We start from the raw sequence: 26,072 nt of genomic DNA on the forward strand, positions 1-26,072 counted from the left end.
GCTTGCCGGGGCAAGGGGTGCGGCAAGAGGATGCCGGGGCCAGGAAGGCCGCCCTGTCCCTGTGAAGCACGTCATAACTGTAAGCGCTTGCACTGAATAACTCCAGCGTTTAGGAAAACAGCCTGTGTCCCAGCATCACTGCTCTGCACCCCAGCATTGTGCCGCAGAGTCAGCCATAAGCGGTGGCGGGACTTACCGTCAGAGAGCCGGCACCAGGGCCGTGGGTGACGGCGTCTGCAGGTCGTGGACCAGGGGTCCGGGCAGCCCACTGGCAGGGTCCAGCTCGAAAGTGGCGATGTTGTCCGACCGTTCGTGGGCCACATGGAGCCAGTTTCTCCGGACGATGTGGTGGCGCGGCCAGTTCCCTCCGCTGGGAAAGTCGTGGACGGGCAGCAGCTCCGTCCCTTCGGCAGCCACGTCCAGCACGCTCACAAGGTTGGAACCGCGCACCCCGACGTAAGCGTGCCTTCCCTCCTGGTCGAGGCAGATCTCCGCTGCGGAGTCATCGCGCATGTTGCCGCCGGCGGTTGCCGGACCCCGGAAAACGAGTTCAAATGTCCCGGCCTCGGGCCGGACCACGAAGACCTCGACGGAGTATTCAGAAACCACAAAGACGTTGCCGCTGGCGTGCTGCACCAAGTGGCGGGGCCCGCAGCCGAAGGGGAGGGCCACCTCGTGGTCCGCTTCCAGTCCTGATCCCGGCACATAGTTCCAGATACGGAGGGTGTCGTGCCCCAGGTCTGTTGTCATGATCCGGCCGTCCTGCAGCATGAGGCTGGCGTGGGCGCGGCTCTGACGGGGCTTACCTGGAGTCTGGATGGAGTGCGGATCCGCTGAGGCGGGGGCGGGGAAGCGTGCCGTGATGCCGCCGTCGGAATCGAGTTCGTAGAGCAGCACCTGGCCGTCGCCCCAGCAAGCTGCGGTGAGGAAGCGCCCCTGGGGGCCTACCGCCACGTGGCAGGTTGCTTCCCCGGCTGGTTGGGGCTCGCCAAGCGGCTCAAGCCCGAAATCGCCCTTCCGCCGGAAGGCACGTACCATCTTGCGCTGCTCCGCCACCGCGTACACCACGGGCAGGGCGGGATGGACAGCAACGAACGACGGCGAATCCGCCTTGGCTGCCGTACCCAGCCATTCCAGCGTCCCGTCAGGGTGGGCGGACAAGGCGCCGATCCCTTCAGCCCGGCCGCCGCCGTCAGGGGTGTACGTGCCGGTCCAGATGATGGGGTGCTGGGCGGGGGAAGTCATATGTCAATCCTGCCAATAAAGTGCCCCCAATCGGTGGAACTACGGTTTAGCATTGGATTCCAGCCATGGCAAAAGGAGGTGAGTCCGATTCGTGCTTCATCAGTTTCGGGTACTCCTTTCCAACGCCGCCCGGGCCGCCAAGGCTAGTCTGGACAAGCCCCTGGAAGACGCGTGAGTGCCCGCTGGCTCACCGAAAGGCGTTCCCATGCCGCGCCCCGAACCACTTGCCCGTCCCCTTTTTGCCGAAATTGTCACCCTGCTCAGGGCGGCTGGCTGCGTTTTCGCGGAAGAAGAAGCCCAGCTGCTGGTGTCCGAAGCGTCCAGTGCCACGAAGCTCACCGAGTGGATCAGCCGGCGCCTTGCGGGTGAGCCACTTGAATATATTGTTGGCTGGGCCAGTTTTTGTGGTCTGCGCATTGCCGTCGATCCCGGTGTCTTTGTGCCGCGCCGGCGCACGCAACTAGTTGTTTCGGAGGCCGTTACGCTGCTGCGGCAAAGCCTCCCGGCAGGCGCGAAGCCCGGCGTCGTTGTTGATCTCTGCTGTGGATCCGGAGCCGTGGGTGTGGCGGTTGCTTCCCAAATGCAGGTCAAGGAACTTCACGCTGCCGATATCGACTCCATGGCCGTAGAATGCGCGCGCCGGAACCTCGCGATTGTGCGCGGGCAGGTCCATCAAGGCGATCTCTATGGCGGGCTTCCTTCCCGGCTCCGGGGGCAGGTGAAGCTCATCGTGGTGAACGCTCCGTACGTACCCACGGACGTGCTGCCGACCATGCCGTCCGAGGCCCGGATCCATGAGCCGCGACTCTCGCTCGACGGAGGGCCGGACGGTTTGAGCCTCCACCGCCGGGTCCTCGGCGAAGCCCCGGATTGGTTGGCTCCGGACGGTCATCTTGTCATCGAAACCAGTGAGCGTCAGGCAGCTGGAACGGCTGGCATCGTGGCCGCGGCAGGACTGGCCGCGCGAACTGTTCACTCCGAGGACCTGGACGGAACGGTAGTCGTCGGCACCCTGCCCCTTAGGTAGCGACAGCAGCTTTCGGCGTCCCTTTTGCTGCCGGCGGTAGCGGCATCCGGCGAACGGGGTTGGAAACCCTGTGGTTTTCGGCCAGGCGCCTTCCCCCGATTTCCTCCTAAAGATGGTCGATGCCTCGTTGGACCGGTGAACGGCTTTACGGGACCGCGTACGATTCCAAAACGTTCCCGGCTTCTGCAGACGCCCCTTATAAGGGGTCCCGGCGTTCAGCCGTGCTGGATGCAGTGCTGTGGCCGGCAGCGGGGCGGTCGCGCGGTTTATTCGCGGGGTGTTGGTGGTGGGGGTGGTTTGAAGTAGTGGTTTTGTTGGGGTTTTTGGTGGGGGTCGAGGTGTTTTGGGGGTGTGAACCAGGGGGTGCCGTTGGTGGTGGTGATGGTCCATTGTTCTTTGTGGATGAGGTGGTGGTGGCCGCTGCAGAGGAGGACGCCGTTGTCCAGGTTGGTGGGGCCGCCTTGGGACCAGTAGGTGATGTGGTGGGCTTCGCACCAGGGTGCGGGGATGGTGCAGTGGGGGAAGGCGCAGCCTTGGTCGCGGGCGGTGAGGGCGGTGCGTTGGGCTGGGGTGAAGAGCCGGGTTTTGCGGCCGAGGTCCAGGAGTTCGCCGTGGGTGCCGAGGAGGGCGGGGATGATGTCGGCGTCGCAGGCGATTTTGCGCAGGGTGGCGGCGGCGATGGGGCCGGTGAACGCGAAGTTCCCGGTGCCTGTTCCGGCGCTGGTTTGGGTTCCGATGCTGGTTTGGGTTCCGGTCCTGGCTTCCGTGCCGGTGCCGGTGCCGGTGCCCGTGCCCGTGCCGGCGTCGGCTTCGGCTTCGGTGCCGGCGGGGCCTGGCTCTTCTCGGTTCCCTGCCCCTGGGTGTGCCCCGGTGGGGGTGCTGGTGTGGTGGGGGAGGAGGTCGTGGTAGTTGATGGTGGCGATGATTTGGGGGCGGTTGCCGCCGGTGGCGGGCAGGCTGTTGGTGGCCAGGGCTACTTTGGCGGCGCCGACGAGGCCATCGAGTTGTTTTTGCGGCCGGGTGCGGCGGTCCAGGTCCGGGCCGGGGTTGTTCTTGTTCCAGACCCCGTCCTGGCTGGTGCGGTCCTTTTCTGCGGTGCCGCCGTCGTTGATGCCGCCGTTGGTGCCCGTGGCTGCTGCAGGGGTGGTGCCGGTGGCGCTCGGGTCTGCGGTGCCGGTGGTGCGGGGGTTGGTGGCGGTGTTCATGACGGTGAGGAGGTGTTCGTATTGGTCGGTGGTTGCGTAGATTTCGAGGTGGTGCAGGCCGTGGCGGGGTTTGCGGATGAACGCGCCTTGGGTGTGGCGGAGGGCTTCTTCGCTGGGTTCGGTGCCGTCGGCGTCGATGGTGTCGGCCCAGCGGCGGGCGGCGCGGGCGAGGAAGTCGGGGTCGGCGGTCGCCGCGGTGGTGGTGAGGTTCTGTTCGATGAGGGCCAGTTTCTCGGGTGTGGTGAGGTGCTGGAGCCGGTTCAGGGTCAGGGCGATGATTGTCCCGGCCCGGGACGAGGCCAGGGGGACGCCGGCGCTCTCTTCGCCGTCGGCTTGCGGGGTGAGGGCGGCGGCGAGGTGTTCGCGGGGCGCGGGGATGGTGTCGCCGGTGAGGGTGGTGGCGGGCAGGATGTCTGTTGCGAGGGTGAGGCGGCGGTTGGCTTCGCTTTTGCCGATCCGGAGCCGCTGCCGGAGGAACTCGGCGGTGTTGGCGCAGCCGTCATCGGCCGGTGAGGTGATCACCGGGCCCTGGCTGCCGGTCGCCGTCCCGGTTCCAGTCCCCGCCCCGATTCCGGCTTCCGTTTCGGTGTGGGCGGCGCTGGCGGTTGAACCGGGCGCTGCGGGTTGGCCGGGCCAGGCGATGTCTGTTTCGTTCAGGGTTTCGACGCCGTTGTCCCAGCCGGTGACCCAGCCTTTGCCGGTGCGGGAGCGGCTGGCGCGGGCTGCGTCCGCGGCGGCAATGGCCCGGGTGCGGGTCCGATCCACGGTCCCGGCAGAGAGGACCTGCAGGTACTCCACGCCGCGGGAGAGTTCCTCTACCTGACCGGCATATTTGGCGGCTTCAACATAATCGGCCCCGGCGAGGGCAGCTGGTGCGGCGGCAGCGGCCTCGGCCAGGAGCCTGCCGATCTCCCCAAGGCTCAGCGGCTCCCCGGCATGCACGACCGTACCCGGCTGGAGTGATGCCGGATCAAGGGGCTCAGCTGCTGCCGTTGGAGGTTCTTCGGGCGGCGTTGCTTCGACCTGCGCGGACGCTTCTGGTGCGGAATCTACTAGTTCGGATTCTGTTGGCCCGGACCCTGCTGGTGCGGACTCAGCCGGCGCGGACCCGGCCGGTACGGCGCGAAGGGGCCAGCCGGGACTAAGCCCAAGGCCGTCGTCGTGGGTTCCGGAGTCACCATGAACCAGCCCAGGCACGGCGGCAGAGCCGCCGAACTCCGCAAGCTGATCCGCAATGGCTTCCATAGGTCCACTCTGCCAAAGGGCACCGACAAAAGTGCCTCCCGGAAGAGCTATGTGGATAACCTGCTCAAGGGTTTCGAAGGCAAGGGTTTGGAAGGCAACGGTTTGGAAAGCGACTGCGCTGCCGGTCAGCTCAGGGCGCCTCGTTAAACGCCGCTGGCCGCCGCGTCCCCCAAGGATCGCGACGGCCAGCAAAACCATCCAGTTGTAGCACATGAGAGCGGCTGGCCCCTTGTCACAGGGGGAATGCCGCGTCATGAGCAGCCGCGTTGCTTACGCTTTGGACTCCGTTTCGCCGCTGGAGGTATCCAGGTTGAGCGTCTCGGGGTGCGTGCTGTGCGCCGGGATGTGGCTGTCGTCCAGGCCAGCGGCCGAGGAAGGAGTGCCTGCCGGAGATGCCGTGCCAGTGGTGCCGGCGGTGCCCGAAGTGCCAAGCCCGCTTGAAGTGCCTGCAGGAGCACCAGCTGAAGTTCCGCCGGCGGGCGTTGCGGACTTGCCCTCGCCGGACGAGCCTTCCCGGTGCATGGCGGAGCCAATCACGGTGCCTGCACGGCGGGCCGCCTCTGTCAGTTGATCCGCAACTTCGGGGGCTTTTTCTTTGATCGCCTCGGTGGCTACGTTCACTTTGTCCTGGACAGGCTTGCTGTCCCAGATGCCGGCAGCCCGCGCCTTGAGCTTGTCGTAGGCCGCCCGGCCGGACCGCGATCCGAGAACGTACCCTGCGGCGATTCCGACGCCCAAAAGAAGTTTGTTTTTCATGATGAACTCCTGCTCCGTGAGAAGGTTTTCAGTTCCGGCCCGAGACAATCTCAGAGGCCGGGAAAGGGAAAACCGGCCCGGGGATGGTGTCCCCAGGCCGGTTTCCTGGCTGGTGTGCCAGTTAGCGGCGAGCGCCGCGGTTCGTGACCAGGCCGTAGACCAGCAGCACGATGAGTGCGCCGCCGATGGCCAGCAGCCACGTCTGCAGGGAGAAGAACTCCTGCAGTCCGGTGCCGAAGATCATTCCGCCGATCCAGCCGCCGAGGAGTGCTCCAACGACGCCCAGCACGAGGGTGACGAGCCAGCCGCCGCCCTGCCTGCCGGGAAGGATCGCCTTAGCGATCGCACCAGCAATAAGTCCGAGAATCAAGAATGCAATAAATCCCATTTTTCGTTCCTCTTCCTAAGTAAAGGAGGCCTCCGGATCCCGGAAGCACTTCATCCTTCTGCCTCAATAGTAATCATGCTTACTATCCATTTGCCAACCCCAGCGATCAGAAGAAGCGCACTTCAGGCCCGTTTTAGTGGCCGGTGACGTCCGAATTGTTGCCCGCACCGGGGCCCTCGTCGAGGATGGATAATTCCGCGAGATCCTGCGGATCCAAGGCGAAATCGAAGATGTCCAGGTTCTCCTGCATCCGGTCCGGATTGCCCGTTTTCGGAATCGTTACAAGTCCGTGCTGAATATGCCACCGCAGGACCAGTTGACCGGGTGTTTTTCCATGTTTTTCGGCCAGTTGGGACAGGATGGGAGCGTCGAGCAGGCCCGCCCCGGATCCACCCAGCGGGCTGTAGGACTCGGTAACAATTCCATGCTTTTCGTGGAACTCCCGCTCCGCCGCCCGGGTCACGGCCGGACTGAGCTGGATCTGGTTCACTGCCGGCACCACCTCCGTCTCGGCCATCAGCCGCTCAAGGTGGGCCGGCTTGAAGTTGGAAACACCGATGGAACGCACCTTGCCCTCCGCCTGCAACCGCTCAAAGGTCTTCCAAGTGGACACGTATTCATCGCGCTGGGGCAGCGGCCAATGGATCAGGAGCAGGTCCACGTAGTCGAGCCCCAGCCGCTCCAGCGCCCCGTCCAGCCCCTCAATGGCGCGATCGTTGCCCTGATACTGCCCATCCAGCTTGGTGGTGATGAACAGCTCCCCACGGTCCACCCCGCTGGCCCGGACGCCGTTTCCCACGCCACGCTCGTTGCCGTATTTCACGGCAGTATCGATGTGCCTGTACCCGGCTTCCAGGGCCTGTACGACGGCGGTGGCCGCCTGATCGTCGTCCAGCGGCCAGGTGCCGAGGCCGAGTTGGGGGATGGAGTAGCCGTCATTGAGTTTGATCAACGGTGCAAGTGTCATTCCAACAGTCTCTCCCTTATCGAATGATCCTAGCCCTCAAACGCCCGCAGAATATTTTCCGTGGACGCCGGGCGTGCCTGGCTTGGAAGAGGGGCCGACGGCGGAGGCCGGGGCTGCGAGGCAGCCGAAAGTCAGGGCGACTCCAACGGCGGCGACGGAAAAAAGGCGCGCAGGATTACGGCTCGGATTCATCAGTGAATCCTTTCAATTCTCGGATGGGAAAACGCTTCCCCAGCAACCTAGTGGCGGCGGGCGGGCAACGCAAGCCCTTGCGGCCGGGCAGGAAGGCGGTATTTAGAACGTTGTATATTCGGGATTGCTGGTGGCTCAGGCGCCCGTGCGTGCCCATCCGGTCAGCCGCTCGCTCACGTCCATAAATTCCTGGTCCACCACTTGGAGATCAGGATTGGCGTCGTACCAGTCCACAATCTCGCGGGCGCCATCAGCAAAGGGGATGGTTGCGCAGTAATCAGGCACAAGGGATTTGATCTTGGTGTTGTCAAAAACCACCGAGTGGGAGCGGTCACCCAGGAGGTTCGCTCCCAACTCTTCGCTGTGGGCGGCGATGGTTTCCGAAGCGACGTGGACCAGGTCCAATTCCGTTACCCCGGCTGCCCTGGCGAACAACTGGTAGATCTGGTTCCAGGGCAGGTACTCATCCGATGTGATCGTGTAGCTCTCACCTACTGCTTGGGGCCGGCCAAGCAGGCCGACGAAGGCTTTGGCGAAGTCGCGGCTGTGGGTCAAGGTCCAGAGCGATGTGCCGTCCCCGTGCACCATCACCGGGAGCCCGGCGCGCATCCGGTGAATATCGGTCCAGCCGCCCACCATAGCGATCTTGGTGCGGTCGTAGGTGTGGGACGGCCGCACGACGGTGACCGGGAAGTCCTGCTCGCGGTAGGCCTCGAACAGCAGTTCCTCGCAGGCAATTTTGTCCCTCGAATACTGCCAGAACGGGTTCTTCAACGGCGTGGATTCCCGGATCGGCAGACGGGTTGGTGGCTTCTGGTAGGCGGACGCCGAACTGATGAAGACGTACTGTCCGGCTCGGCCGGCGAACAGGTCCAGGCTGGCCTTGGCCTGGTCAGGTGTGTAGGTGATGAAGTCCGCAACGGCGTCGAACTCCCGGCCGGCCAGCGCTTCCCGGACCGCCGAGGCGTCCCGGACGTCCGCTGACAGGATTTCCGCCCCTTCGGGGACCGGCCTGGTGGACCGGCCCCGGTTGAGGATTGTCAGCCGGTGGCCCAGCGCGACGGCGCGTTGTGCCGCCGCCGCGCTGATGACCCCGGTGCCGCCAATGAAAAGAATGCTTTTCCGCGCCACAGTATCGGCCTCGAGAACGAGTGGGTTCACCACGCGTAGTCTTCCGGTGCTGTCTTGTGCCCGGGAAAGATGTCATCCAGCCGCTTGAGGGCATCGGCGTCGAGCGTGACGTCCAGAGCCCGGACTGCGGCGTCGAGCTGTTCCTGCGTCCGCGGTCCCACGATAGGCGCCGTGACCGCGGGCTGGTGCAGCAGCCAGGCGAGGGCGATGTCACCGGGTTCCTGTCCCAGCTCATCGGCAAAGTCCTCGTACTGCTGGATCTGGTCCTGGTGCTTCTTGAGCGTCTCGGCGGCGCGGCCCTCGGTCCGCCGGACGCCTTGCTGCTCCTTCTTCAACACGCCCCCGAGGAGACCGCCCTGGAGCGGGGACCAGGGGATGAGCCCCAGCCCGTACTGCTGGGCCGCCGGGACGACCTCAAGTTCCACCTGCCGCATGAACAGGTTGTAGATGGATTGCTCGCTGACAAGGCCGGTGTAGTTCCGCCGCCGCGCCGCTTCCTGCGCCTGGGCGATGTGCCACCCTGCGAAGTTGCTGCTGCCTGAGTACAGGATTTTCCCCTGTTGCACCGCGACTTCGATGGCCTGCCAGATCTCGTCCCACGGGGTGTCCCGGTCAATGTGGTGGAACTGGTAGATGTCGATGTAGTCCGTTTGCAGCCGCTTCAGGCTTGCGTCCAGGGCACGGCGGATGTTCAGCGCTGACAGCTTCGATTCATTGGGCCGGTCCGTCATGGTGCCGTAGAGCTTGGTGGCCAGCACAGTGTGCTCGCGGCGCTCGCCGCCCTTGGCGAACCAGCGGCCGATGATTTCTTCGGTCCAGCCTCGGTGCCCGGCACCGCCGTACACATTGGCCGTATCAAAGAAGTTGATGCCGTTATCGTGAGCGGAGTCCATGATGCTGTGCGCATCGGCTTCCTCCGTCTGCGGGCCGAAGTTCATGGTGCCCAGGCAGAGCCGGGAGACCTTCAGGCCTGAGCGGCCAAGGTGGGTGTACTGCATCGTTCAATCCTTTCGGTGGTACAGCTTGCCGAACCGGTGGTTGAGCCTGTCGAAACCGGTTAGAGCTGGGTGAAGGAGGCGACGGCGGGATCCGAACCTTGTCGCGCTCCGGACTCGAGGGCTGTGATGGCCGCGAGTTCCTCGCTGGAAAGCGTGAGGGCCGAGGCAGCGAAGTTTTCCCGGATCCGCGTGGCCTGGCTGGACTTGGGAATCACGATGTTCCCGGCGGCCAGGTGCCAGGCGAGGACCACCTGGGCCGTGGTGGCGTTGTGGGCATCGGCGATGGCGGTCACAGCATTGCCGTTCAGGTCCGCGCCGCGGCCCAGCGGGCTGTACGCTTCCACGGCAATGCCCAGGTTCCTGCACTTGTCCGCCAGTTCCGCCTGCTGGTAGCTGGGGTGCAGCTCGATCTGGTTGACGGCCGGGACTATTTCTGCGGACTCCAGCAGCTTGTCCAGGTGGTCTGCGAGGAAGTTGGATACGCCGATTGCACGGATCTCGTTGTTTTCATACAGCCGCTCCATCTCCTTCCAAGCCTGGACATACAGCCCTTGGGACGGGACCGGCCAGTGGATGAGGTACAGGTCCACATAGTCGAGGCCGAGCTCCTTGCGGCTGTTCTGAAATGCCGCTTGGGCCCGGTCCTGTTCGCCGTTCCGGAGCTTGGTGGTGACAAAGATGTCCTCACGCGGAATACCAGCGGCCGCGATCGCGGCTCCCACTCCGGCCTCGTTGCGGTAAGCGGCGGCAGTGTCGATGTGGCGGTATCCGGCCTCGAAGGCGTCCTCCACGGCCCGCTGCGTGTCTTCCGGCGGTACCTGGAAAACGCCGAAACCCAGCTGGGGGATGGTGACGCCGTTGTTGAGTGTCAGCTCTGACATGGTGTGCTCCTTGGAACGATATGGGGATGGAACGTGCTGGTGCTGGGAATGGGTGCCGGGTGCTCGACGGAGGAGAAAGCGGTTTCCGCCGGCTCATCCCTGAGCCTATGCATTTATCGCCACCAAGTCAGCACGCAAGGCTGTTCCTGTTTTTCCTAGGACTGCCAGTCCTACCTTCGTTGTAGAGCAGGGTCCTGATCGCGGGGCACAATGGTCTGCATGGGTCAAAGCGCCGAGTTCGGAAAATTCCTCAAAGCCATGCGGTCCCGGCTGAGCCCGGAGGTTGCCGGGACCGGCCCCAGCACGGGCGCCCGAAGGGTTCCGGGCCTCCGGCGGGAGGAAGTGGCGCGCTTGGCCGGGGTCAGCACTGACTATTACGTCAGGCTGGAGCAGGGCCGCAACATCCATCCGTCACGGACTGTCCTGGATGCGGTGGCCCGGGCGCTGCGCCTGGACAGCAGCGAGCACGCGCACATGATGGACCTGCTGGAGAACTGCGCCGGCGCTCCCCGCGAGCCCGGCACGGCTGCTGCCCAAGGGGTCCGGCCGGCTCTCCGGCAGCTCCTTGACGCGGTGGGGGAGGTGCCCGCGATGGTGCTGGGCCGTCGCAGCGACGTCCTGGCGGGCAACAGGATGGCATTCCTGCTGTTCACCGAATTTCCGGCCCTGCCGCCCGTGGAGCGGAACCTCACCCGCTGGACCATCCTGGACCCGGCCGCCCGGGAGCTTTTCCGCGACTGGAAGACAGTGGCCGCGGAAGCCGCAGGAGCCCTCCGCCTCGACGTCGGCCGGCACCCCAACGACGCACAGGCCAATCAGCTGGTGGGGGAACTGGCAGTCAACAGCGAACACTTCCGCCAGTGGTGGGCCGGGCACCGGGTGGCCACCCGCTCCGCCGGCACCGTCCGGCTGCACCATCCAGCCGTGGGGGACCTGGAACTGAACTTTGAAAACCTTGTCCTGCCGGAGGACCCCGACCAGACACTGAGGGTCTATTCCGCCCGGCCCGGCTCGCCGTCGTCAGACGCCCTGGCACTGCTGGGCAGCCTCGGCGCGGAGCCTGCAGCCGGGCAGCCGCCCGTCATCCCGGTGGACGCCCCGGCCGCCGTCCTGGAGAGCGGGGATTAGCTGCGCGCCGGGGTCAGCGCTGTACATTTGGCCAGCCGCGCGCGCTGATTCTGGCCAGGAGCCCATTGGGAAGCTGCTGCCGCCTTCCTAGGCTGGAAGCACGAACTGCTTACCCAAGGATGGTCTCAACGATGAAACGCATCGCACTGCTCAAGGAACGCCAGGCCTCGCCGGCCGGCACTCCCTCCACCGCCACCGGCTCGCACTGCCCGGTCTCCGGCCTCTGGAGCCCTGACCATGACCCGCACACAGTGCTGTCCTTCTTCGAGGGCCACGTGTTTCCAGCGTTCGACGGCGTCCCCACCGTGTGGCGGCGGCGTTCAGCCGGCACTGTCTCACCCAACTAGGTCCCGGTTAAAACAAAACTGGCCCGCAATTAACGTCCCCACGACGGGTTTTCACGACGTTAACTGCGGGCCAGTCGGGTTTAGGCTTAGTGCTCTTCCAACCGGAAACCGAGCTTCATGGTCACCTGCCAGTCGGCGATCTTGCCCTCTTCCAGGTGCCCCCGGATTTCCTTGACTTCGAACCAGTCAAGGTTGCGCAGTGTCTGGGAGGCCTTGGCAATACCGTTGCGGACGGCGTCGTCCACCCCCTGATCCGACGTGCCGACAATTTCGGAAATGCTGTACGTGTGGTTGGACAAGTTCGCTCCTCGTGATTGCCTTGGGGCTCCCGGTTGCGGGCCGTTCTTGAAGACTAGTGGCAGGCCAAGAGCGTTGACCAGCCCTTATCCGGATGTTCCGTTGGAAGCCACAGCCGCGCCCGGGGGCTAAGGCAGCTGCTATTTCGCCTCGAGCACCAGGTTCTTGAGGTCGTCCAGGGTCTGCTGCATGTGCGCGTCCATCGCTTCGCGTGAGCGTGCAGCATCCCGGGATTCCAGCGCTTCGGCGATGTTCTGGTGATGCCCGATGGCGTGCACCTGGATCTCGGGCACCGCTGACGTTTCAGTCCGCCGCTTTTCCAGGACCCGGTGGAGCGGTTCGAAGAGAACGGCCACAAAAACGTTCTCGGAGGAGTGCAGGATCAGGTCGTGGAAAGCGAGGTCCGCTTCCACAAACGCGGCAACGTCATTCACCTCGTGGGCGGCGCGCATGGCGGCCACGTGGCCGAAGAGCGCCTGGATATCAGCGTCAGTGATCCGTCCGGCCGCGAGTTCACAGGCCCCCGTCTCCAGCATGCGCCGGAGTTCGATGAGCTGGACGGAAGCCTCTGCTTCGTTTTTGCCTTCGGAGGCAGCGCGCAGGACAGCCTCCAGGGAGGCCCACCGGTTGAGCGGGTTCACGAAGGTGCCGCGGCCGCGCTCCACACTGAGGATCCGCTGCGCCTCAAGTGTCTTCATGGCCTCGCGGACGGTCATCCGGCTGACTTCGTGCCTCGCGCTGAGCTCGTGCTCTCCGGGAACGGTGGCGCCGGGCGGAAATTCTCCTGCAATGATGCGGTCCAGGAGCTCGTCGGCCACCTGCCCTACCAGCGACTTCCTTGCCATGCTGCTGCCCCCATCACTGCCTTTGTGGATATGTCAGACAAGTCTACTTGCGCGTTTTTATGTCGTGTGCCACACTGACATTCAAATGCAAGATGTCAGACATCTTACAGTTTCCTTTACATCAGGATCCGCCCCCGGATCCATACACAACGGAGTGCAGCGTGACGCTTGAAGCAGACGTTCTGGCCGCCTACCCGGCCGAGGTCCGGATTCCCGCCGAACTGGTGGCCAGCACTATGGCCGCCTCCAATGCGGAGACCCCGCGTGTCCTGGTGGTGCTCGACGACGACCCCACCGGAACGCAGTCCGTGGCAGATCTGCCCGTGCTCACCCGCTGGGACGTAGAGGACTTCATCTGGGCCTTCGGCCAGTCCAGGCCGGCCGTCTACGTCCTCACCAACACCCGCAGCCTGGACCCCGCAGAAGCCGCCGTCCGCAACGAGGAAGTGGTCCGTAACGCCCTCGCCGCCGCCGGCTCTCCCGCTCACAACGCCGGTTCCGGCCTGCGCCTCGGCTTCGTCAGCCGCAGCGATTCCACCCTGCGCGGCCATTACCCCCTGGAGCCGGACGTCATCGCCGCCACCGTGGCGGATGTCAGCGGAGAAAAGACTGACGGCGTGGTGCTGGTTCCAGCCTTCCCCGACGCCGGGCGGGTCACCATCGGCGGCGTCCACTACATGCGCGGCACCGGCGAGGCAGCGGGCACACTCACCCCGGTGTCCGAAACGGAATTCGCCAAGGACGCCACCTTCGGCTTCGCCACCTCCGTGATGGCCGACTACGTCCAGGAGAAGTCCCGGGGACGCTTCGCCGCCAGCGGGGTCATCGTCCTGGACCTCAACATCATCCGAGCCGGAGCCGGAGCCGGAGCCGGAGCCGGGTCCGGGGCTGCGGCTGCAAAGATCAGCGCCAACGCCATCGCCGACGCCATCGAAGCCGCCACTGACTCCACGCCCATCGTGGCCGACATCGTCACCGAAAACGACCTCCGCGCGCTGTCCCTCGGCCTGGAAGAAGCCGAACGCCGCGGCAAAAAGCTCCTTTACCGCGTCGGACCGCCATTCGGGCGTGCCCGGATCGGCCAGGAGATCCGCACCGAACTCAGCGGCGCCGAAGCCTACGCCGGCAACACCCCGTCCGAGGCAGGCGGCCTGATCGTCGTCGGGTCGCACGTTGGCGTCACCACCCGCCAGCTCAAGGCCCTGACCGAACAGCACAGCGCCGCCCGGATCGTCGAGATCGACGTCGAGAAACTGCTTGCCGCCGAAACCGAAACAGCCGCTGACGCCTACCTGGATGAGACCGTGGACGACGTCGTTGAAGCCCTCCGCGGCGGCGACGTCATCGTCCACACCAGCCGGCTGTTGATCAAGACTGACGATCCGGCCGCGAGCCTCAAGATTGCACGCACCGTGTCGGCCGCCGTCGTGGCCGTGGTGAACCGGACGCTCAAGACCTTTCCGCCCCGGTTTGTCATCGCCAAGGGCGGCATTACGTCCTCGGATGTTGCCGCGCACGGCCTGGAAATCCGCCATGCGATTGTCCGCGGTCCCATGCTGCCGGGCATCGTCTCGCTCTGGGAACCGGTGGACGGTCCCGCCAAGGGCATCCCGTACGTCGTCTTCGCCGGCAACGTGGGGGATGACCAATCCCTCGCCGACGTCACCCGCAAGCTCAGCAACACCTTCTAACCCGTGGTTGAGCCTGGGCCCACACGTGCAGGGTCCCCTGGCCGAGCTTGCGAGGCTAGGGGGCACGTGGGGAGCGAAACCAATCACCGGCACAACCCCAATCACCACCCGCCAGAAATTCAATGGAGAACACCATGACCAGCAACTACACCGTCACCGTTCTGGGCCTTGGCGCCATGGGCCTGCCCATGGCCACCCGCCTCGCATCCCAGCTGACCGTCCACGGCTTCGACATCGCCGAGTCCCGCCTTAAGCTCGCCGAAGAAGCCGGTATCGCCACCTTCAGCACCGCCCGTGAAGCCGCCAAGGGCGCAGACGCAGTGCTCCTGGCCGTCCGCAACGGCGAACAGCTCAACGACGTCCTCTTCGGCGAGAACGGCGTGGCCTCGGTGCTGGAGGCGGGCGGCGTCGTCATCCTCGGCAGCACCGTGGGCACCGATGCCATCCCGGCCACCGTGGCCAAGCTGGCCGAATACGGAGTCGAGCTCGTTGACGCCCCGCTGTCCGGCGGCCCCAAGCGCGCCGGCGAAGGCGACCTGCTGATCGTCGTCGGTGCTTCCCCCGAGGCCCGCGAAAAGGCAGCTCCCGCGCTGGAACTCCTGGCTTCCACCCTCACTGTTGTGGGCGATAAACCCGGCGATGGCCAGGCCCTGAAGACCGTGAACCAGCTGCTCTGCGGCGTCCACATCGCCGCTGCTGCCGAGGCCATGGCCCTTGCCGACGCACTGGGGCTGGACCAGGCCAAGACCCTGGCCGCCCTCGAAGCCGGTGCTGCGGGCTCATTTATGCTCTCCAACCGCGGCCCGCGCATCCTTGAGGCCTACAACGAGGAAGGCGCCGAGGTCCTCTCCCGCCTGGACATCTTCGTCAAGGACATGGGCATCGTGGGCAAGGCGACCCGCGCCGCCGGCCTTGCAGCGCCCGTTGCCGCCGCCGCGGAGCAGCTCTACCTGCTGGGACAGGCCCAGGGCCTCGCCGCCGCCGATGACTCCGCCGTCATCAAGGTGGTCGCCCCCACCAAGCGCACCAAGTAGCAAATCGCCCCTCAAAAGAAGCCCGACGACGGCGGTCCCCCCTCCGCCGTCGTCGTATCCACCCAGTTCGCTAGGCTTAACTAGCGATGTCAAAGGAGACACACGATGAGCGCATTAGCTCTTCTGGCCATAGCAGTGGCGGGCGTCGCCCTGCTGCTCGTGGCCGTCATCAAGTTCAAGATTCCCGCGTTCCTTGCCCTGCTCGTGGTCAGCGTGGCAGTCGCCCTGGTGGCAGGTATCCCGCTGCCGGACATCATCAAAACCGTTACTGAAGGCATGGGCGGAACCCTTGGATCCGTGGCCATCCTGGTTGGCCTGGGCGCGATGCTGGGCAAAATGATCGAGATTTCCGGCGGCGCACAGTCCCTTGCCGGCAAATTCACCCAACTGCTCGGCCCCCGCAGGGTCATCGCCGCCCTGACGTCCGCAGCCTTCCTGCTGGCCATCCCGGTCTTCTTCGACGTCGGATTCATCATCCTCATCCCCATCATCTACGGCTTCGCCAAGGCTGCAGGGGTCAACCCCGTCAAGATCGGCCTGCCCGTCGGGGCGATCATGCTGGCCATCCACGTTGTTGTTCCGCCGCACCCCGGCGTGGTGGGCGGTGCCGGTATCCTCGGCGCGGACATCGGCTGGGCCACCATCATCGGACTCACCCTTTGCATCCCCGTGGGCGTCCTGGGTTACTTCGTTGCCCGCAGGCTCAACCGCCGCGACTTCGCCATGCTGCCCGCCACCGCCGAGCAGTTCCGCCTCTTTGGCACCGGCACTTCGCAGGTAGAGCGGGAAGCAGCCCAGGGCTCGTCCAACGTCGCCGTCAAGACCGAGGTCAAGACGGCCCCCAGCCCGGCCATGATCATCTCCCTGATTGTCCTTCCGATCCTCATGATCATGGTGGGAACTGTCGGCGCTGTCATCCTGCCCAAGGACAGCTTTGCTTCGCAGCTTGCCGCTTTTGTCGGAGCTCCGCTGATCGCCCTCCTCACTGCCCTGGGCCTGGCCTACTACTTCCTGGGCATCCGCCGCGGCTGGTCCTCGCAGCACACCGGCGAAGTCATGGACTCCGCACTGGCCCCCACCGCGATCGTCATCCTGGTCACCGGCGCCGGCGGCGTCTTCGGCAAGGTGCTCACCGTCTCCGGCATCGGCAAAGCCCTCGCGGAAGGCCTGCAGACTGCCGGCCTCCCGGTCATCGTGATGGCCTTCGTCCTCGCGGCCATCCTGCGCGCATCCCAGGGGTCCGCTACGGTGGCCATCATCACCACTTCCGGCCTGCTGGCAGCATCCGTGGCCGACGGCGGCTTCTCACCTTTCCAGACCGCACTCATCCTTGTTGCCATGGGCTTCGGCGCGTTTGGCCTCAGCCACGTCAATGACTCCGGTTTCTGGATCGTCACCCGCTTCCTGGGCCTCTCGGTGGCAGACGGGCTCAAGACCTGGACGGTGCTCACCACCATCCTGGGCGTTGCAGGGTTCGCGCTCACCTTCCTGGTCTGGATCCTCACCGGCGGACTCACCGTCTGATGCGCACCCGACTCGACCACCTGGTCACTGCCGCCCTCCAGCACGGGTCCGCCGTCCCGGCCTTCACCTGCTACGACTTCACCACCGCGCTGGCCGTGGTGGCCGCTGCGGAGGAAGCCGGCCGGGGCGTGATCCTGCTGGTGGCTCCCAAGACCGCGGCCACGCCCAACGGACTGCGCCTCATCGGAGCCCTCCGCGGCCTCGCCGACGCCGCGGCAGTTCCGGTCGCAGTGCAGCTTGACCACGCAACCGACCTGGAAGTGATGGCCGACGCCGTCGCGGCGGGGGCGGATTCCGTCCTCGCCGACGGTTCCTCCCTCCCTTACGAGGACAACATCGCGCTGGTCCAGGCGGCCCGCGGGGTGCTGGGACCGGACGTGGTGCTGGAAGCCGAGCTGGGCGGCCTGGCAGGAGACGAGGACCGCGCCTTCGGCGAGGACCAGTCCGGTGTGTCCGTGGCCGGCCTGACGGATTCGGCGCAGGTGGAGGACTTCGTGTCCCGGACCGGCGCGGAGCTGCTGGCGGTCGCCGTCGGAAATGTCCACGGCAAGTACAAGGGGGAGCCGCAGCTGCGCTGGGATGTCCTGCAGGATATTGCCGTGCGGACCCATATTCCGCTGGTGCTCCACGGCGCCTCCGGTATTCCTGCCGGGGAGCTGGTGAAGGCGGCGTCCATGAACGTCGGCAAGGTCAACTTCAACACCGAGCTCCGCACCGGCGTCCTGGCCACGCTGCAGGAGCAGCTGCCGGCCCACCGGTCCGACGGCGAAAACCTCCAGGGGCTCCTGGGTCACTGGAACCGCTCCGCGGGCAGCTTCGCAAGCACCGCATTGGCGACGCTCACGCGCTGAAATTTTCCCGCAGGGGGAGGCCAGGATCAAGCAATGGTCCTGGCCTCCCCCTTTTTTGCCTTCCTGGCCGCCGGGGCCTTCATCGGTGTCGGATGCCTGGCTCCGGGACCTGAGGGTCCGGCCTGTTCTGTGGCCGGCTGGACCCTGGTTTTCAGTTGCTGTGGAGGAGGGGGCGCCCGGGCATTGCCAGCGGGGTGAAGTAGTGCCAGTGTCGAACCATGACCGAGAACAGGATGTCCACAGAGGATAGGTTCACCCCGGATGTAACCCTGAGGCGCAATGACGCGCAACACCGTTACGAGTTGCTGGTGGGCGGCAAACTTGCCGTGCAGTCCTTCTACCGGGATCTGCCCGGCCACATCGACTTCAGCCACACCGAAACGTCACCGGATTTTGAAGGCCAGGGCCTGGGGAAGGTCCTCGCCCACTTTGCGCTGGACGATGTGGTGGCAGCAGGTAAGCGGATCATCCCGCACTGCCCGTTCATCGCCGCCTACCTTCGCAAGCACGAGGGCTATGAGCAGTGCGTCGATTGGCCGGAGCGGCCGGCCAGCACCGGTTTAGGAGCTTGATCCGGCCCCGGTAGCTGCTTCCTTCATTCCTGCCTGCTTTCCTGCCGGGAAACCGGGGCTGCGCGTTATTGTGCCGCAGCGCCGGGTAATTCCTCATCAGCGGGTCTTGCAGAAGGCGCGGGCATCATGAATGCGCACGCTTTTTTTGTGCTGCGCAAAAACCGGGAAGGAATCCGGGATGAACCACCTGGAGCAACTGTTTGATGTTGCTGTTATTGGCGGCGGGCCGGCAGGGCTGAGTGCGGGAGTTGCCCTGGCCAGGGCGTTGCGCTCGGTCCTCGTGATCGACGCCGGCGGGCAGCGGAACCTGCGGGCGGAAGGCGTGCACGGTTTCCTGACGCGCGAAGGAGTGAGTCCCAAGGAGCTGCTGGCCGCGGGACGCGCAGAACTGGAAGGCTATGGCGGGACGGCGGTGACCGGTTATGTGACGTCTGCCCGCCGGGAGGGAGGGAACTTTGTGCTCTCGCTCGAGGACGGTTCCACCTGCACTGCCCGCCGTCTGCTGATCACATCGGGGATCGAGGATGAGCTTCCGGACCTGCCGGGCATGCGCGAGCGTTGGGGCCGGGACGTCCTGTACTGCCCCTACTGCCACGGCTGGGAGATCCGGAACCAAAAGGTGGGCGTGTTGGCTTCCGATTCCCATGCCGTGCTCCAGGCCCTGACCTTCCGGCAATGGAGCCACGACGTGACCCTCCTGCTCAACAGCGGACTGACGCTTAGCCCGGGTCACCGGGAACAGCTGGACGCCCGGTCCGTCAAGGTGGTCGATGGCAGGGTGCGCGGGCTGGTGGTCCAGGACGACAGGCTCCGGGCGGTCACCCTTGACGACGGTTCGGCGATACCGCTGGAGGTGCTCGTGGTGAGCCCCGCAACCGTCAGCAGGGCGAACATGCTTCAGGCCCTCGGGCTGGAACCGGACGGCCTGGACGAGGGGCCGGGCACCCGCCTGGAGACCGACGAATCGGGATTGACGTCCTGTCCTGGAGTGTGGGCCGCCGGGAATGCCACGGATGTTTCGGCGCAGGTGATGACCGCGGCGGCCGCCGGACTGAAAGCGGCCGCCGCCATCAACGCGGACCTGGTGCTGGAAGATACGCGGCTGGCAGTGGAGGCTGCCAAGGCTCCCGGGCGTTAGCCCGGCCGGCCAGGGGTGTGCCCGGGGCTGGCTGCCTTTGCCGGCCTGGCTACATGGCGGCCTGGCTACATGCGGCTGCGGGTGGGTCAGCTGGCCAAGGCGTGTGCCGTTGCCGCGGGGACATCAATGGTGAAGCCGCAGGCGCAGCGGTAGGTTTCGACGCTGGCGCCTAACGGGTCGGCAGGGGACGGAGAGCCGACGGTGAGCGGGGAACCGGCGCCGACGGGAATAACGGTGGCGCCATCAACGTGCACCGGCTGGAACAGGGGTGTCTCGTCCGGGTCCACGCGCTTCATAGGGGTTCGGCAATGCATTTTTGAACTGAACGTCTCCAGCAAACCCATGTCTGCAGGACGGATGGAGCTCACGGGAGCCCCTGCTTCTGCTGCCTTTTCCATGGGGGCCGGAAACTGGTTCTGTATAGCGGTGGTCATGATGTTCGTCCTTGGGCTTCTTACGGTCCTGCCGGCATTGGCAGGCCGCCGCGACTGCTTGCGGAGGTTCACTTGCCCCATAAGCAAAGCATGCTTACTAATCCCGAAACAAATCCACGTGTTTCCCAGGTCACATCACCAGTTCCCCCCGGCTGACCCTTAGCGATGCCGGGCAAACCTCCGCTGCCACTGGAGTGCATGCCAGAACAGCAGGCAAATGACGGTGATGGTGCCGCTCAGCACCGCATAGGGGGCAAAGGTAAAAATCACGAAAGACGCCGGCATCGATCCACTTGACGGCCCAACCGCCAAGCTGGTGGTGAGGAAAGCGAAGATTATGCCGCCCACAAGCACGGCTGCAACGGCCCACAAAGCTACGATGAACGGATTTATCGCGGCCGTGAGCCACCTGCTGGACTGGTCCTCCGCCGCCGCGTGGTCTTCATCGACCACCGGATTTCCGTCCCTGTCCACTTCCCGGAACCCGATCGTGCCTGCTGGCTGCTCCATGTTTCCCCCTATGGATCTGCAGCCCGGCCGGCTGCCTGTACTCCACCCTAGTCCTCGTTCTGCCGCCCCGACTTGCCGCGACCGCCCGTGGCAGCGGCGGGGCATTCTGCAGCAGGAGGAGCGTGGGCTGCCAGTCAATGACGCGCGCAGAAGCTGGAATCCGGCAAAATTCCGGCCCTGTAGATAAATACATCACGAAAGTTTGATTAAAAGGCTGCCCTAAGTAAGGCTTGCCTTTGCAATGGAGTGAACCGCCGAAATAAAGGATGACCAGTGCCGCTAATGCCCCGCCTTGATGAGTTGGAAGTGGACGAACCGCGAGAGGACCAGGACTGCCCGGGCCAGGATTTCGGCTCCCGGGTGGAGCTCGCGCTCGCGGCCAGCAACCACCTTCTCAACGCACGCAATTCACCCCGTTACGTGGCGCAGGTGCTGCAGGGCGTCACGGCCGTGGCCACCAAACTGGAGCGGACCACGCGGCCTTTCTCCGGCGTCGGGCCTTCCGAGCTGAAGGCCCGCGTGGCAGCGGTGGACCTGGAAACACCCCTGCCGGACACGGCAGCAGCCTTGCAGGAACTCGAAGACGTGTACCTGCGCGACGCCGTCTATTTCCACGACGCCAAGTACGCCGCCCACCTCAACTGCCCCGTGGTGATTCCGGCGCTGGTGGGCGAGGCCGTCCTGTCCGCGGTGAACTCCTCGCTGGACACCTGGGACCAGAGCGCCGGGGCCACCATGATCGAGCGGCGCCTCATCGACTGGGCCGCCGCCCGGCTGCACCTCGGCGAAGCCGCCGACGGCATCTTCACCTCCGGCGGCAGCCAGTCGAACCTCCAGGCCCTGCTGATCGCCCGCAACCACGCCGTCGCCGGCCTCCGCCAGGACCCCGCGCGCACGGGGCTTCGGCTGCCGGCCCTGCTGGACACGCTGCGGATCTTCACCTCGGAGGACAGCCACTTCAGCATCCAGAAGTCGGCATCGATGCTGGGACTGGGGTTCGACGCCGTCGTCACCGTCCCCTGCACTGGTGACCACCGGATGGACCCCGCCGCCCTCGCAGAAGCCATGGCGGCAGCGCGCGGCGCCGGGTTGGCCCCCATGGCCGTGGTGGCCACCGCAGGCACCACAGACTTCGGCGCGGTGGACCCGCTCGCCGAGCCCGCGGCACTGGCCAGGGCCTACGGCGCCTGGTTCCACATCGATGCCGCATACGGCGGCGGCCTGATGGTCTCCGGCCGATACCGGCATCTCCTGGACGGAACCAGGCTCGCGGACTCGGTCACCGTTGACTTCCACAAGACGTTCTTCCAGCCAGTGAGCTCAAGCGCCCTCCTGGTCCGCGACCGGACCATGCTGCGACACATCACCTACTACGCCGATTACCTGAACCCGGAAAGCGCGGCACTCGCTGAAATTCCCAACCAGGTGGACAAGAGCATCCAGACCACCCGCCGGTTCGACGCACTGAAGCTGTGGCTTACCCTGCGGATCATGGGCGCGGACGCCATCGGTGCCCTGTTCGACGAAGCGATCGACCTCGCTGCCCGTGTGGGCACGCTCCTTGCTGCCGAGGACGACTTCGAACTCGCCGCGCCGCCGCAGCTGTCCACCCTGGTCTTCCGGTACCGGCCCCGCTTAGAAGGCGGCGGGCGGCTCTCGGAAGAGGACTCCGACGCCCTCAACCCGGCCATCCGCGCCGCCGTCTTCGCCTCCGGGGAAGCGGTTGTTGCGGGCACCAAGGTGGGCGGCCGCCACTACCTGAAGTTCACCCTCCTTAATGCCGAGGCAACCCTCGAGGACATTGCCCAGATCATCAACCTCCTGCGCCGCACGGGCGCCGGGCTGCTGCGGAGCGAGGTATCCGCATGAGCACCTCCTGCAACGGCCGCATCTACGACTTCGCTGCCATCGGCGTCGGACCCTTCAACCTGGGCCTGGCCGCACTCGCCGAGCCGGTGGAAGAGCTGGACGGCGTCTTCCTGGAACGCAGGGAATCCTTTGACTGGCACCCCGGCATGATGCTGGAGCCGGCCCACCTGCAGGTGCCCTTTATGGCGGACCTCGTCACCCTGGCCGACCCCACCTCGCCATACTCCTTCCTGAACTTCCTTAAGCAGACCGGCAGGCTGTACCGCTTCTATATCCGCGAGAACTTCTACCCGTTGCGGGCGGAGTACAACCAGTACTGCCAGTGGGTGGCGGGGCAGTTGCCCGCCGTCCGTTTTGGCACAGCTGTGCTGGATATAACGCACGACGACGGCGTGTACCGGCTTTCCCTCTCGGGACCGGAAGGGCCGGAGGTACTGCTGGCGCGGCGCCTGGTGCTGGGAACCGGCACCTGCCCGTACGTGCCGGAGGCGGCGGCAGGAATTGTGGCCGACGCAGCTGCAGGCCGCGGGGGAGTGGTGCTGCACAATGCCGACTACCTGGCGCGGAAGGCGGAACTGCAGCAGCAGCGCAGCATCACTATCCTGGGGAGCGGCCAAAGCGCCGCCGAGATCTACTACGAGCTGCTCCAGGAATCGGAGGCCCACGGGTACCAGTTGAACTGGGTGACCCGCTCCGGCCGGTTCTTCCCGCTGGAATACACCAAGCTGACACTTGAAATGACCTCGCCCGAGTATGTGGACTACTTCCACGGACTCCCGCAGCACCGGCGCGACCACCTCAACAAGACGCAGAAGAACCTCTACAAGGGAATCAACTCGGACCTGATCGACGCGATCTACGACCTGCTCTACACCAGGAGCATCCCCGGCACAGTGGACACACAACTGCTGACCCACTCCACGCTGACGGCCGCACAGTGGGACCCCGACGCCCGCACCCATACCCTGCACCTGCAGCGCGGGGAGCAGGGCACGTCCTACACACTGGACAGCGAAGCCGTGGTGCTGGCCACCGGCTACGGCTACCAGGAACCCGGATTCCTGGTTGGCATCCAGGACCGGATCGCCCGGGACAGCGCCGGCAGGTTCGCCGTGGACCGGAACTACAGCACGGGCGTGGAAACTGGCGAAATCTTCGTCCAGAATGCCGAGCTGCACACCCACGGGTTCGTCACCCCGGACCTGGGCATGGGCGCCTACCGCAACTCCTGCATCCTGCGCGAAATCACCGGCCGCGAGGTGTACCGCGTGGAGCGGAGCATCGCCTTCCAGCAGTTCGGGGCGCCGGTGGACCTAAGTGCACGAGCGGACCTCAGTACACCGGCGGACGCCGCGGCGGGGGTGCCGGCATGAGCTTCACGTTCCGCTGCCTTGACGCAAAGTCCGACGCACCACTCCTCCACAGCTGGGTCACCCAGCCCTACGCCTCGTTCTGGGGCATGCTGTCCGCCAGCGTCGAGGACGTGGCGGAGGAGTACACCAGGATCCAGGGCAGCGGCCACCACCACGCCTTGCTGGGGCTCGACGACGGCGTCCCCGCCTTCCTGACGGAGGAGTACCTTCCTGCGTCCTCACCACTCGCGGCGGTGTACCCCGTCCTCCCCGGGGACCTGGGGATGCACCTGCTGGTGGCACCGCCGTCGAACGCCCCGGTGCCCGGCTACACCACAGCTGTGATGGACGCAGTCCTTGACCGGCTGTTCGCCCAGCCGGGAGTGGACCGGATCGTGGTGGAGCCGGACGCCAGGAACACCAGGATCCACGCACTGAATGAACGGCTGGGCTTCCAGCCTGCCGGGGTGGTGACCCTCCCGGACAAGGACGCGCTGCTGAGCTTCTGCAGCCGCTCCGACTACCTCGCCGCCCGCACTGCACCAGACACTCTTTCCACACCCACCACCCAGGGAGCCTCACTGTGACCGTCCACCTCAATTCCGCCATACCTGCCTTCCCTGCCACCGCCGCGACCGCCAATGCCGCCGCACCGCACCTCGCCGGCGACCGGTGGGACAACGCGAACCGGCACCTGCTCCGGAAGGCGCTCGCCGAGTTCTCCCACGAACGGATCCTTGCCCCCGAGCCCCTCGACGAAAGGACCGGTACCTACCGGGTGTGCAGCGGCGACGGCACGCACGAGTACCGCTTCAACGCCCGGATCCTGGAACTGGACCACTGGTCCATCGACGCCGGTTCCATCCGCTGCTTTCAGGATGGCGCTGAAGCACCGTTGGACGTGCTGGAATTCATCACGGCGTTCCACGGCACCTTGGGCATCAACCTCCAGATGCTCCCGGTCTACCTCGAAGAGGTCAGCAGCACGCTGGCAAGCCACGCCTACAAGCAGTGGGCCGGCCGGCCCTCGGCCGCCGAACTGGCCGCCGGAGTCACCGGCGGCAGCAACCCGGCCGTGGACTTCCAGGCGATAGAGCGCAGCATGACCGAAGGCCACCCCTGCTTTGTGGCCAACAACGGCCGCCTCGGCTTCGGCATCACCGATTACCACGCCTTCGCGCCGGAGACCGGTGCCCCGGTGCAGCTGGAGTGGATCGCCGTACACCGGAGCCATGCTGCCTTCACCGCAACTAACGCACTCGATTACCGGGCGCACCTGGACTCCGAACTGGGTCCACTGCTGGGCGATTTCCACGCCGCGCTCCAGGTACAGGGCCTCGACCCGGACCAGTACTTCCTGATGCCCGTGCACCCATGGCAGTGGGAGAACAAGCTCACGGTAACGTTCGCGGCGGAGATCGCACGGCAGCGCATTGTGTACCTGGGTACCGGGATGGACAGTTACCAGGCGCAGCAGTCCATCCGGACCTTCTTCAACACCAGCGCCCCGGGCCGGCACTACGTCAAGACCGCCATGTCCGTGTTGAACATGGGCTTCATGCGCGGACTGTCGCCGCAGTACATGAAGGCCACGCCGGCCATCAATGACTGGCTGCGGAACCTGATCGAATCGGACGAAGCCCTCCAAGGCCGGGCGTTCACCATGATCGGCGAACTCGCCGCGATCGGCTACCACAACGGGTACTACGAGGCCGCCTCCGCCAAGGGTTCGCCGTACCGGAAAATGCTCTCCGCCCTGTGGCGCGAAAGCCCCCTTCCGCTGCTGCAGGAAGGACAGCAACTGTGCACCATGGCCGCGCTCCTGCATGTGGATGCCGCGGGGAAACCGATGGTCTCCGCGCTGATCGAGCGGTCCGGGCTGGCCCCGCAGGACTGGCTGCGGCGGTACTTCGAGGCCTACCTGGTTCCGCTGGCGCACTGCCTGTTTAAGTACGAGCTGGCCTTTATGCCGCATGGTGAGAACGTGATCCTCGTCCTCGAGGATGGCGTACCGGTGCGGGCCATCATGAAGGACATCGCCGAGGAAATCGTGGTGATGGGGGACAGGCTGGACCTTCCGGAGGAGGTGTCGCGCATCAAGGTGGCCATCCCGGACGGGGAGAAGGTGCTGGCCATCTTCACGGACATCTTCGATTGCATCTTCCGCTTCCTGGCGGCGCTCCTGGCCGAGGACGGCAAGGTCAGCCAGGAGGAGTTCTGGCGCACCGCGGCCGCCAGCATCAGGGACTACCAGGAGCAGCACCCGGAGCTTGCCGCCCAGTTCTCCCGCCATAACCTGTTCGCTCCCGACTTTGAGCTGTCCTGCCTGAACCGCCTCCAGATGCGCAACAACCAGCAGATGCTGGACCTGGACGACCCCTCCGGTGGACTGCAGATGGCCGGGCGGCTCGCGAACCCGCTGGCGAGGTTCGCGGGGCTGTGAAC

At 65.5% G+C, this 26,072-nt stretch carries 25 protein-coding genes; 13 read left to right on the forward strand and 12 right to left on the reverse strand.

What is annotated here, in order from left to right; genetic code table 11:
* Positions 1-198 precede the first annotated feature (198 nt).
* Complete coding sequence (locus FBY31_RS15845; RefSeq protein ID WP_142043022.1) at positions 199-1,245, reverse strand: lactonase family protein; 1,047 nt, start codon at positions 1,243-1,245, stop codon at positions 199-201.
* 205 nt (positions 1,246-1,450) lie between these two features.
* On the opposite strand from FBY31_RS15845, the gene FBY31_RS15850 reads away from it, so the two are divergent.
* A complete protein-coding gene (locus FBY31_RS15850; RefSeq protein WP_142043025.1) occupies positions 1,451-2,272 on the forward strand; it encodes a putative protein N(5)-glutamine methyltransferase in 822 nt (273 codons plus the stop codon).
* Between the two features lie 266 nt (positions 2,273-2,538).
* Here the strand turns inward: FBY31_RS15850 and FBY31_RS15855 are convergent, their stop codons facing one another.
* From FBY31_RS15855 to FBY31_RS15885, 7 genes are all read right to left on the reverse strand, one after another.
* Positions 2,539-4,722, reverse strand: coding sequence for an HNH endonuclease signature motif containing protein (locus FBY31_RS15855; RefSeq protein ID WP_142043028.1), 2,184 nt, complete (start codon positions 4,720-4,722; stop codon positions 2,539-2,541).
* Positions 4,723-4,992: 270 nt separating this feature from the next.
* Complete coding sequence (locus FBY31_RS15860) at positions 4,993-5,478, reverse strand: hypothetical protein (protein ID WP_142043030.1); 486 nt, start codon at positions 5,476-5,478, stop codon at positions 4,993-4,995.
* 121 nt (positions 5,479-5,599) lie between these two features.
* Positions 5,600-5,866: a GlsB/YeaQ/YmgE family stress response membrane protein gene (locus tag FBY31_RS15865; protein WP_142043033.1), complete on the reverse strand. Its 267-nt coding sequence runs from the start codon at positions 5,864-5,866 to the stop codon at positions 5,600-5,602.
* Between the two features lie 133 nt (positions 5,867-5,999).
* Entirely contained in the window at positions 6,000-6,833 is an 834-nt protein-coding gene (locus FBY31_RS15870) for an aldo/keto reductase (RefSeq protein ID WP_142043036.1), read from the reverse strand.
* A 327-nt stretch (positions 6,834-7,160) separates the two neighbouring features.
* On the reverse strand, positions 7,161-8,189 hold the full coding sequence (locus FBY31_RS15875) for an NAD-dependent epimerase/dehydratase family protein (protein WP_142043039.1): 1,029 nt from the start codon (positions 8,187-8,189) through the stop codon (positions 7,161-7,163).
* The gene (locus FBY31_RS15880) at positions 8,183-9,154 is read right to left on the reverse strand and encodes an aldo/keto reductase (protein ID WP_142043042.1); all 972 of its coding nucleotides are present in this window, start codon (positions 9,152-9,154) and stop codon (positions 8,183-8,185) included. The genes FBY31_RS15875 and FBY31_RS15880 overlap by 7 nt, the downstream gene beginning before the upstream one ends.
* Before the next feature lie 59 nt (positions 9,155-9,213).
* The gene (locus tag FBY31_RS15885; RefSeq protein WP_142043046.1) at positions 9,214-10,035 is read right to left on the reverse strand and encodes an aldo/keto reductase; all 822 of its coding nucleotides are present in this window, start codon (positions 10,033-10,035) and stop codon (positions 9,214-9,216) included.
* 219 nt (positions 10,036-10,254) lie between these two features.
* Here FBY31_RS15885 and FBY31_RS15890 point away from each other — a divergent pair, with 219 nt between their 5' ends.
* Positions 10,255-11,163 (forward strand): helix-turn-helix transcriptional regulator, encoded by a 909-nt coding sequence (locus FBY31_RS15890; RefSeq protein WP_235013085.1) that lies wholly within the window; start codon positions 10,255-10,257, stop codon positions 11,161-11,163.
* A gap of 131 nt (positions 11,164-11,294) precedes the next feature.
* Positions 11,295-11,510 carry a hypothetical protein gene (locus tag FBY31_RS15895; protein WP_142043052.1) on the forward strand — a complete coding sequence of 72 codons (216 nt, stop codon included), beginning with the start codon at positions 11,295-11,297 and terminating at the stop codon, positions 11,508-11,510.
* A gap of 86 nt (positions 11,511-11,596) precedes the next feature.
* Here FBY31_RS15895 and FBY31_RS15900 read toward each other — a convergent pair whose 3' ends face one another.
* Positions 11,597-11,809 (reverse strand): dodecin, encoded by a 213-nt coding sequence (locus FBY31_RS15900; RefSeq protein WP_142043055.1) that lies wholly within the window; start codon positions 11,807-11,809, stop codon positions 11,597-11,599.
* A gap of 138 nt (positions 11,810-11,947) precedes the next feature.
* A complete protein-coding gene (locus tag FBY31_RS15905; protein ID WP_142043058.1) occupies positions 11,948-12,652 on the reverse strand; it encodes a FadR/GntR family transcriptional regulator in 705 nt (234 codons plus the stop codon).
* Positions 12,653-12,813: 161 nt separating this feature from the next.
* Between FBY31_RS15905 and FBY31_RS15910 the strand changes: the two genes are divergently transcribed.
* The 6 genes from FBY31_RS15910 to FBY31_RS15935 all read left to right on the forward strand — a co-directional run bounded on the left by FBY31_RS15910 (position 12,814) and on the right by FBY31_RS15935 (position 19,462).
* Complete coding sequence (locus tag FBY31_RS15910; RefSeq protein WP_142043061.1) at positions 12,814-14,343, forward strand: four-carbon acid sugar kinase family protein; 1,530 nt, start codon at positions 12,814-12,816, stop codon at positions 14,341-14,343.
* Between the two features lie 134 nt (positions 14,344-14,477).
* Complete coding sequence (locus tag FBY31_RS15915) at positions 14,478-15,377, forward strand: NAD(P)-dependent oxidoreductase (protein WP_142043064.1); 900 nt, start codon at positions 14,478-14,480, stop codon at positions 15,375-15,377.
* A 105-nt stretch (positions 15,378-15,482) separates the two neighbouring features.
* The gene (locus FBY31_RS15920; protein ID WP_142043067.1) at positions 15,483-16,901 is read left to right on the forward strand and encodes a GntP family transporter; all 1,419 of its coding nucleotides are present in this window, start codon (positions 15,483-15,485) and stop codon (positions 16,899-16,901) included.
* The gene (locus tag FBY31_RS15925; protein WP_142043070.1) at positions 16,901-17,752 is read left to right on the forward strand and encodes a class II fructose-bisphosphate aldolase; all 852 of its coding nucleotides are present in this window, start codon (positions 16,901-16,903) and stop codon (positions 17,750-17,752) included. The genes FBY31_RS15920 and FBY31_RS15925 overlap by 1 nt, the downstream gene beginning before the upstream one ends.
* 218 nt (positions 17,753-17,970) lie before the next feature.
* Positions 17,971-18,324 carry a GNAT family N-acetyltransferase gene (locus FBY31_RS15930; protein ID WP_142043073.1) on the forward strand — a complete coding sequence of 118 codons (354 nt, stop codon included), beginning with the start codon at positions 17,971-17,973 and terminating at the stop codon, positions 18,322-18,324.
* A gap of 178 nt (positions 18,325-18,502) precedes the next feature.
* Positions 18,503-19,462: an NAD(P)/FAD-dependent oxidoreductase gene (locus tag FBY31_RS15935; protein WP_200833383.1), complete on the forward strand. Its 960-nt coding sequence runs from the start codon at positions 18,503-18,505 to the stop codon at positions 19,460-19,462.
* Between the two features lie 86 nt (positions 19,463-19,548).
* On the opposite strand, the gene FBY31_RS15940 is transcribed toward FBY31_RS15935, so the two are convergent.
* Together FBY31_RS15940 and FBY31_RS15945 are read right to left on the reverse strand one after the other, a co-directional pair.
* Positions 19,549-19,896, reverse strand: coding sequence for a hypothetical protein (locus FBY31_RS15940; RefSeq protein ID WP_142043075.1), 348 nt, complete (start codon positions 19,894-19,896; stop codon positions 19,549-19,551).
* A gap of 159 nt (positions 19,897-20,055) precedes the next feature.
* A complete protein-coding gene (locus FBY31_RS15945) occupies positions 20,056-20,406 on the reverse strand; it encodes a hypothetical protein (protein ID WP_142043078.1) in 351 nt (116 codons plus the stop codon).
* Positions 20,407-20,688: 282 nt separating this feature from the next.
* Between FBY31_RS15945 and FBY31_RS15950 the strand changes: the two genes are divergently transcribed.
* Genes FBY31_RS15950 through FBY31_RS15965 form a run of 4 tightly spaced genes read left to right on the forward strand, consistent with a single transcriptional unit; the run spans position 20,689 to position 26,070 of the window.
* Complete coding sequence (locus tag FBY31_RS15950) at positions 20,689-22,275, forward strand: pyridoxal phosphate-dependent decarboxylase family protein (RefSeq protein ID WP_142045448.1); 1,587 nt, start codon at positions 20,689-20,691, stop codon at positions 22,273-22,275.
* The gene (locus tag FBY31_RS15955) at positions 22,272-23,648 is read left to right on the forward strand and encodes a lysine N(6)-hydroxylase/L-ornithine N(5)-oxygenase family protein (RefSeq protein WP_142043081.1); all 1,377 of its coding nucleotides are present in this window, start codon (positions 22,272-22,274) and stop codon (positions 23,646-23,648) included. Before FBY31_RS15950 ends, FBY31_RS15955 begins: the two co-directional genes overlap by 4 nt.
* Positions 23,645-24,214: a GNAT family N-acetyltransferase gene (locus FBY31_RS15960; RefSeq protein ID WP_142043084.1), complete on the forward strand. Its 570-nt coding sequence runs from the start codon at positions 23,645-23,647 to the stop codon at positions 24,212-24,214. The genes FBY31_RS15955 and FBY31_RS15960 overlap by 4 nt, the downstream gene beginning before the upstream one ends.
* On the forward strand, positions 24,211-26,070 hold the full coding sequence (locus FBY31_RS15965) for an IucA/IucC family protein (protein ID WP_327436930.1): 1,860 nt from the start codon (positions 24,211-24,213) through the stop codon (positions 26,068-26,070). Before FBY31_RS15960 ends, FBY31_RS15965 begins: the two co-directional genes overlap by 4 nt.
* Positions 26,071-26,072: the final 2 nt, after the last annotated feature.

It is taken from the genome of Arthrobacter sp. SLBN-100, assembly GCF_006715305.1.
Classification (GTDB): domain Bacteria; phylum Actinomycetota; class Actinomycetes; order Actinomycetales; family Micrococcaceae; genus Arthrobacter.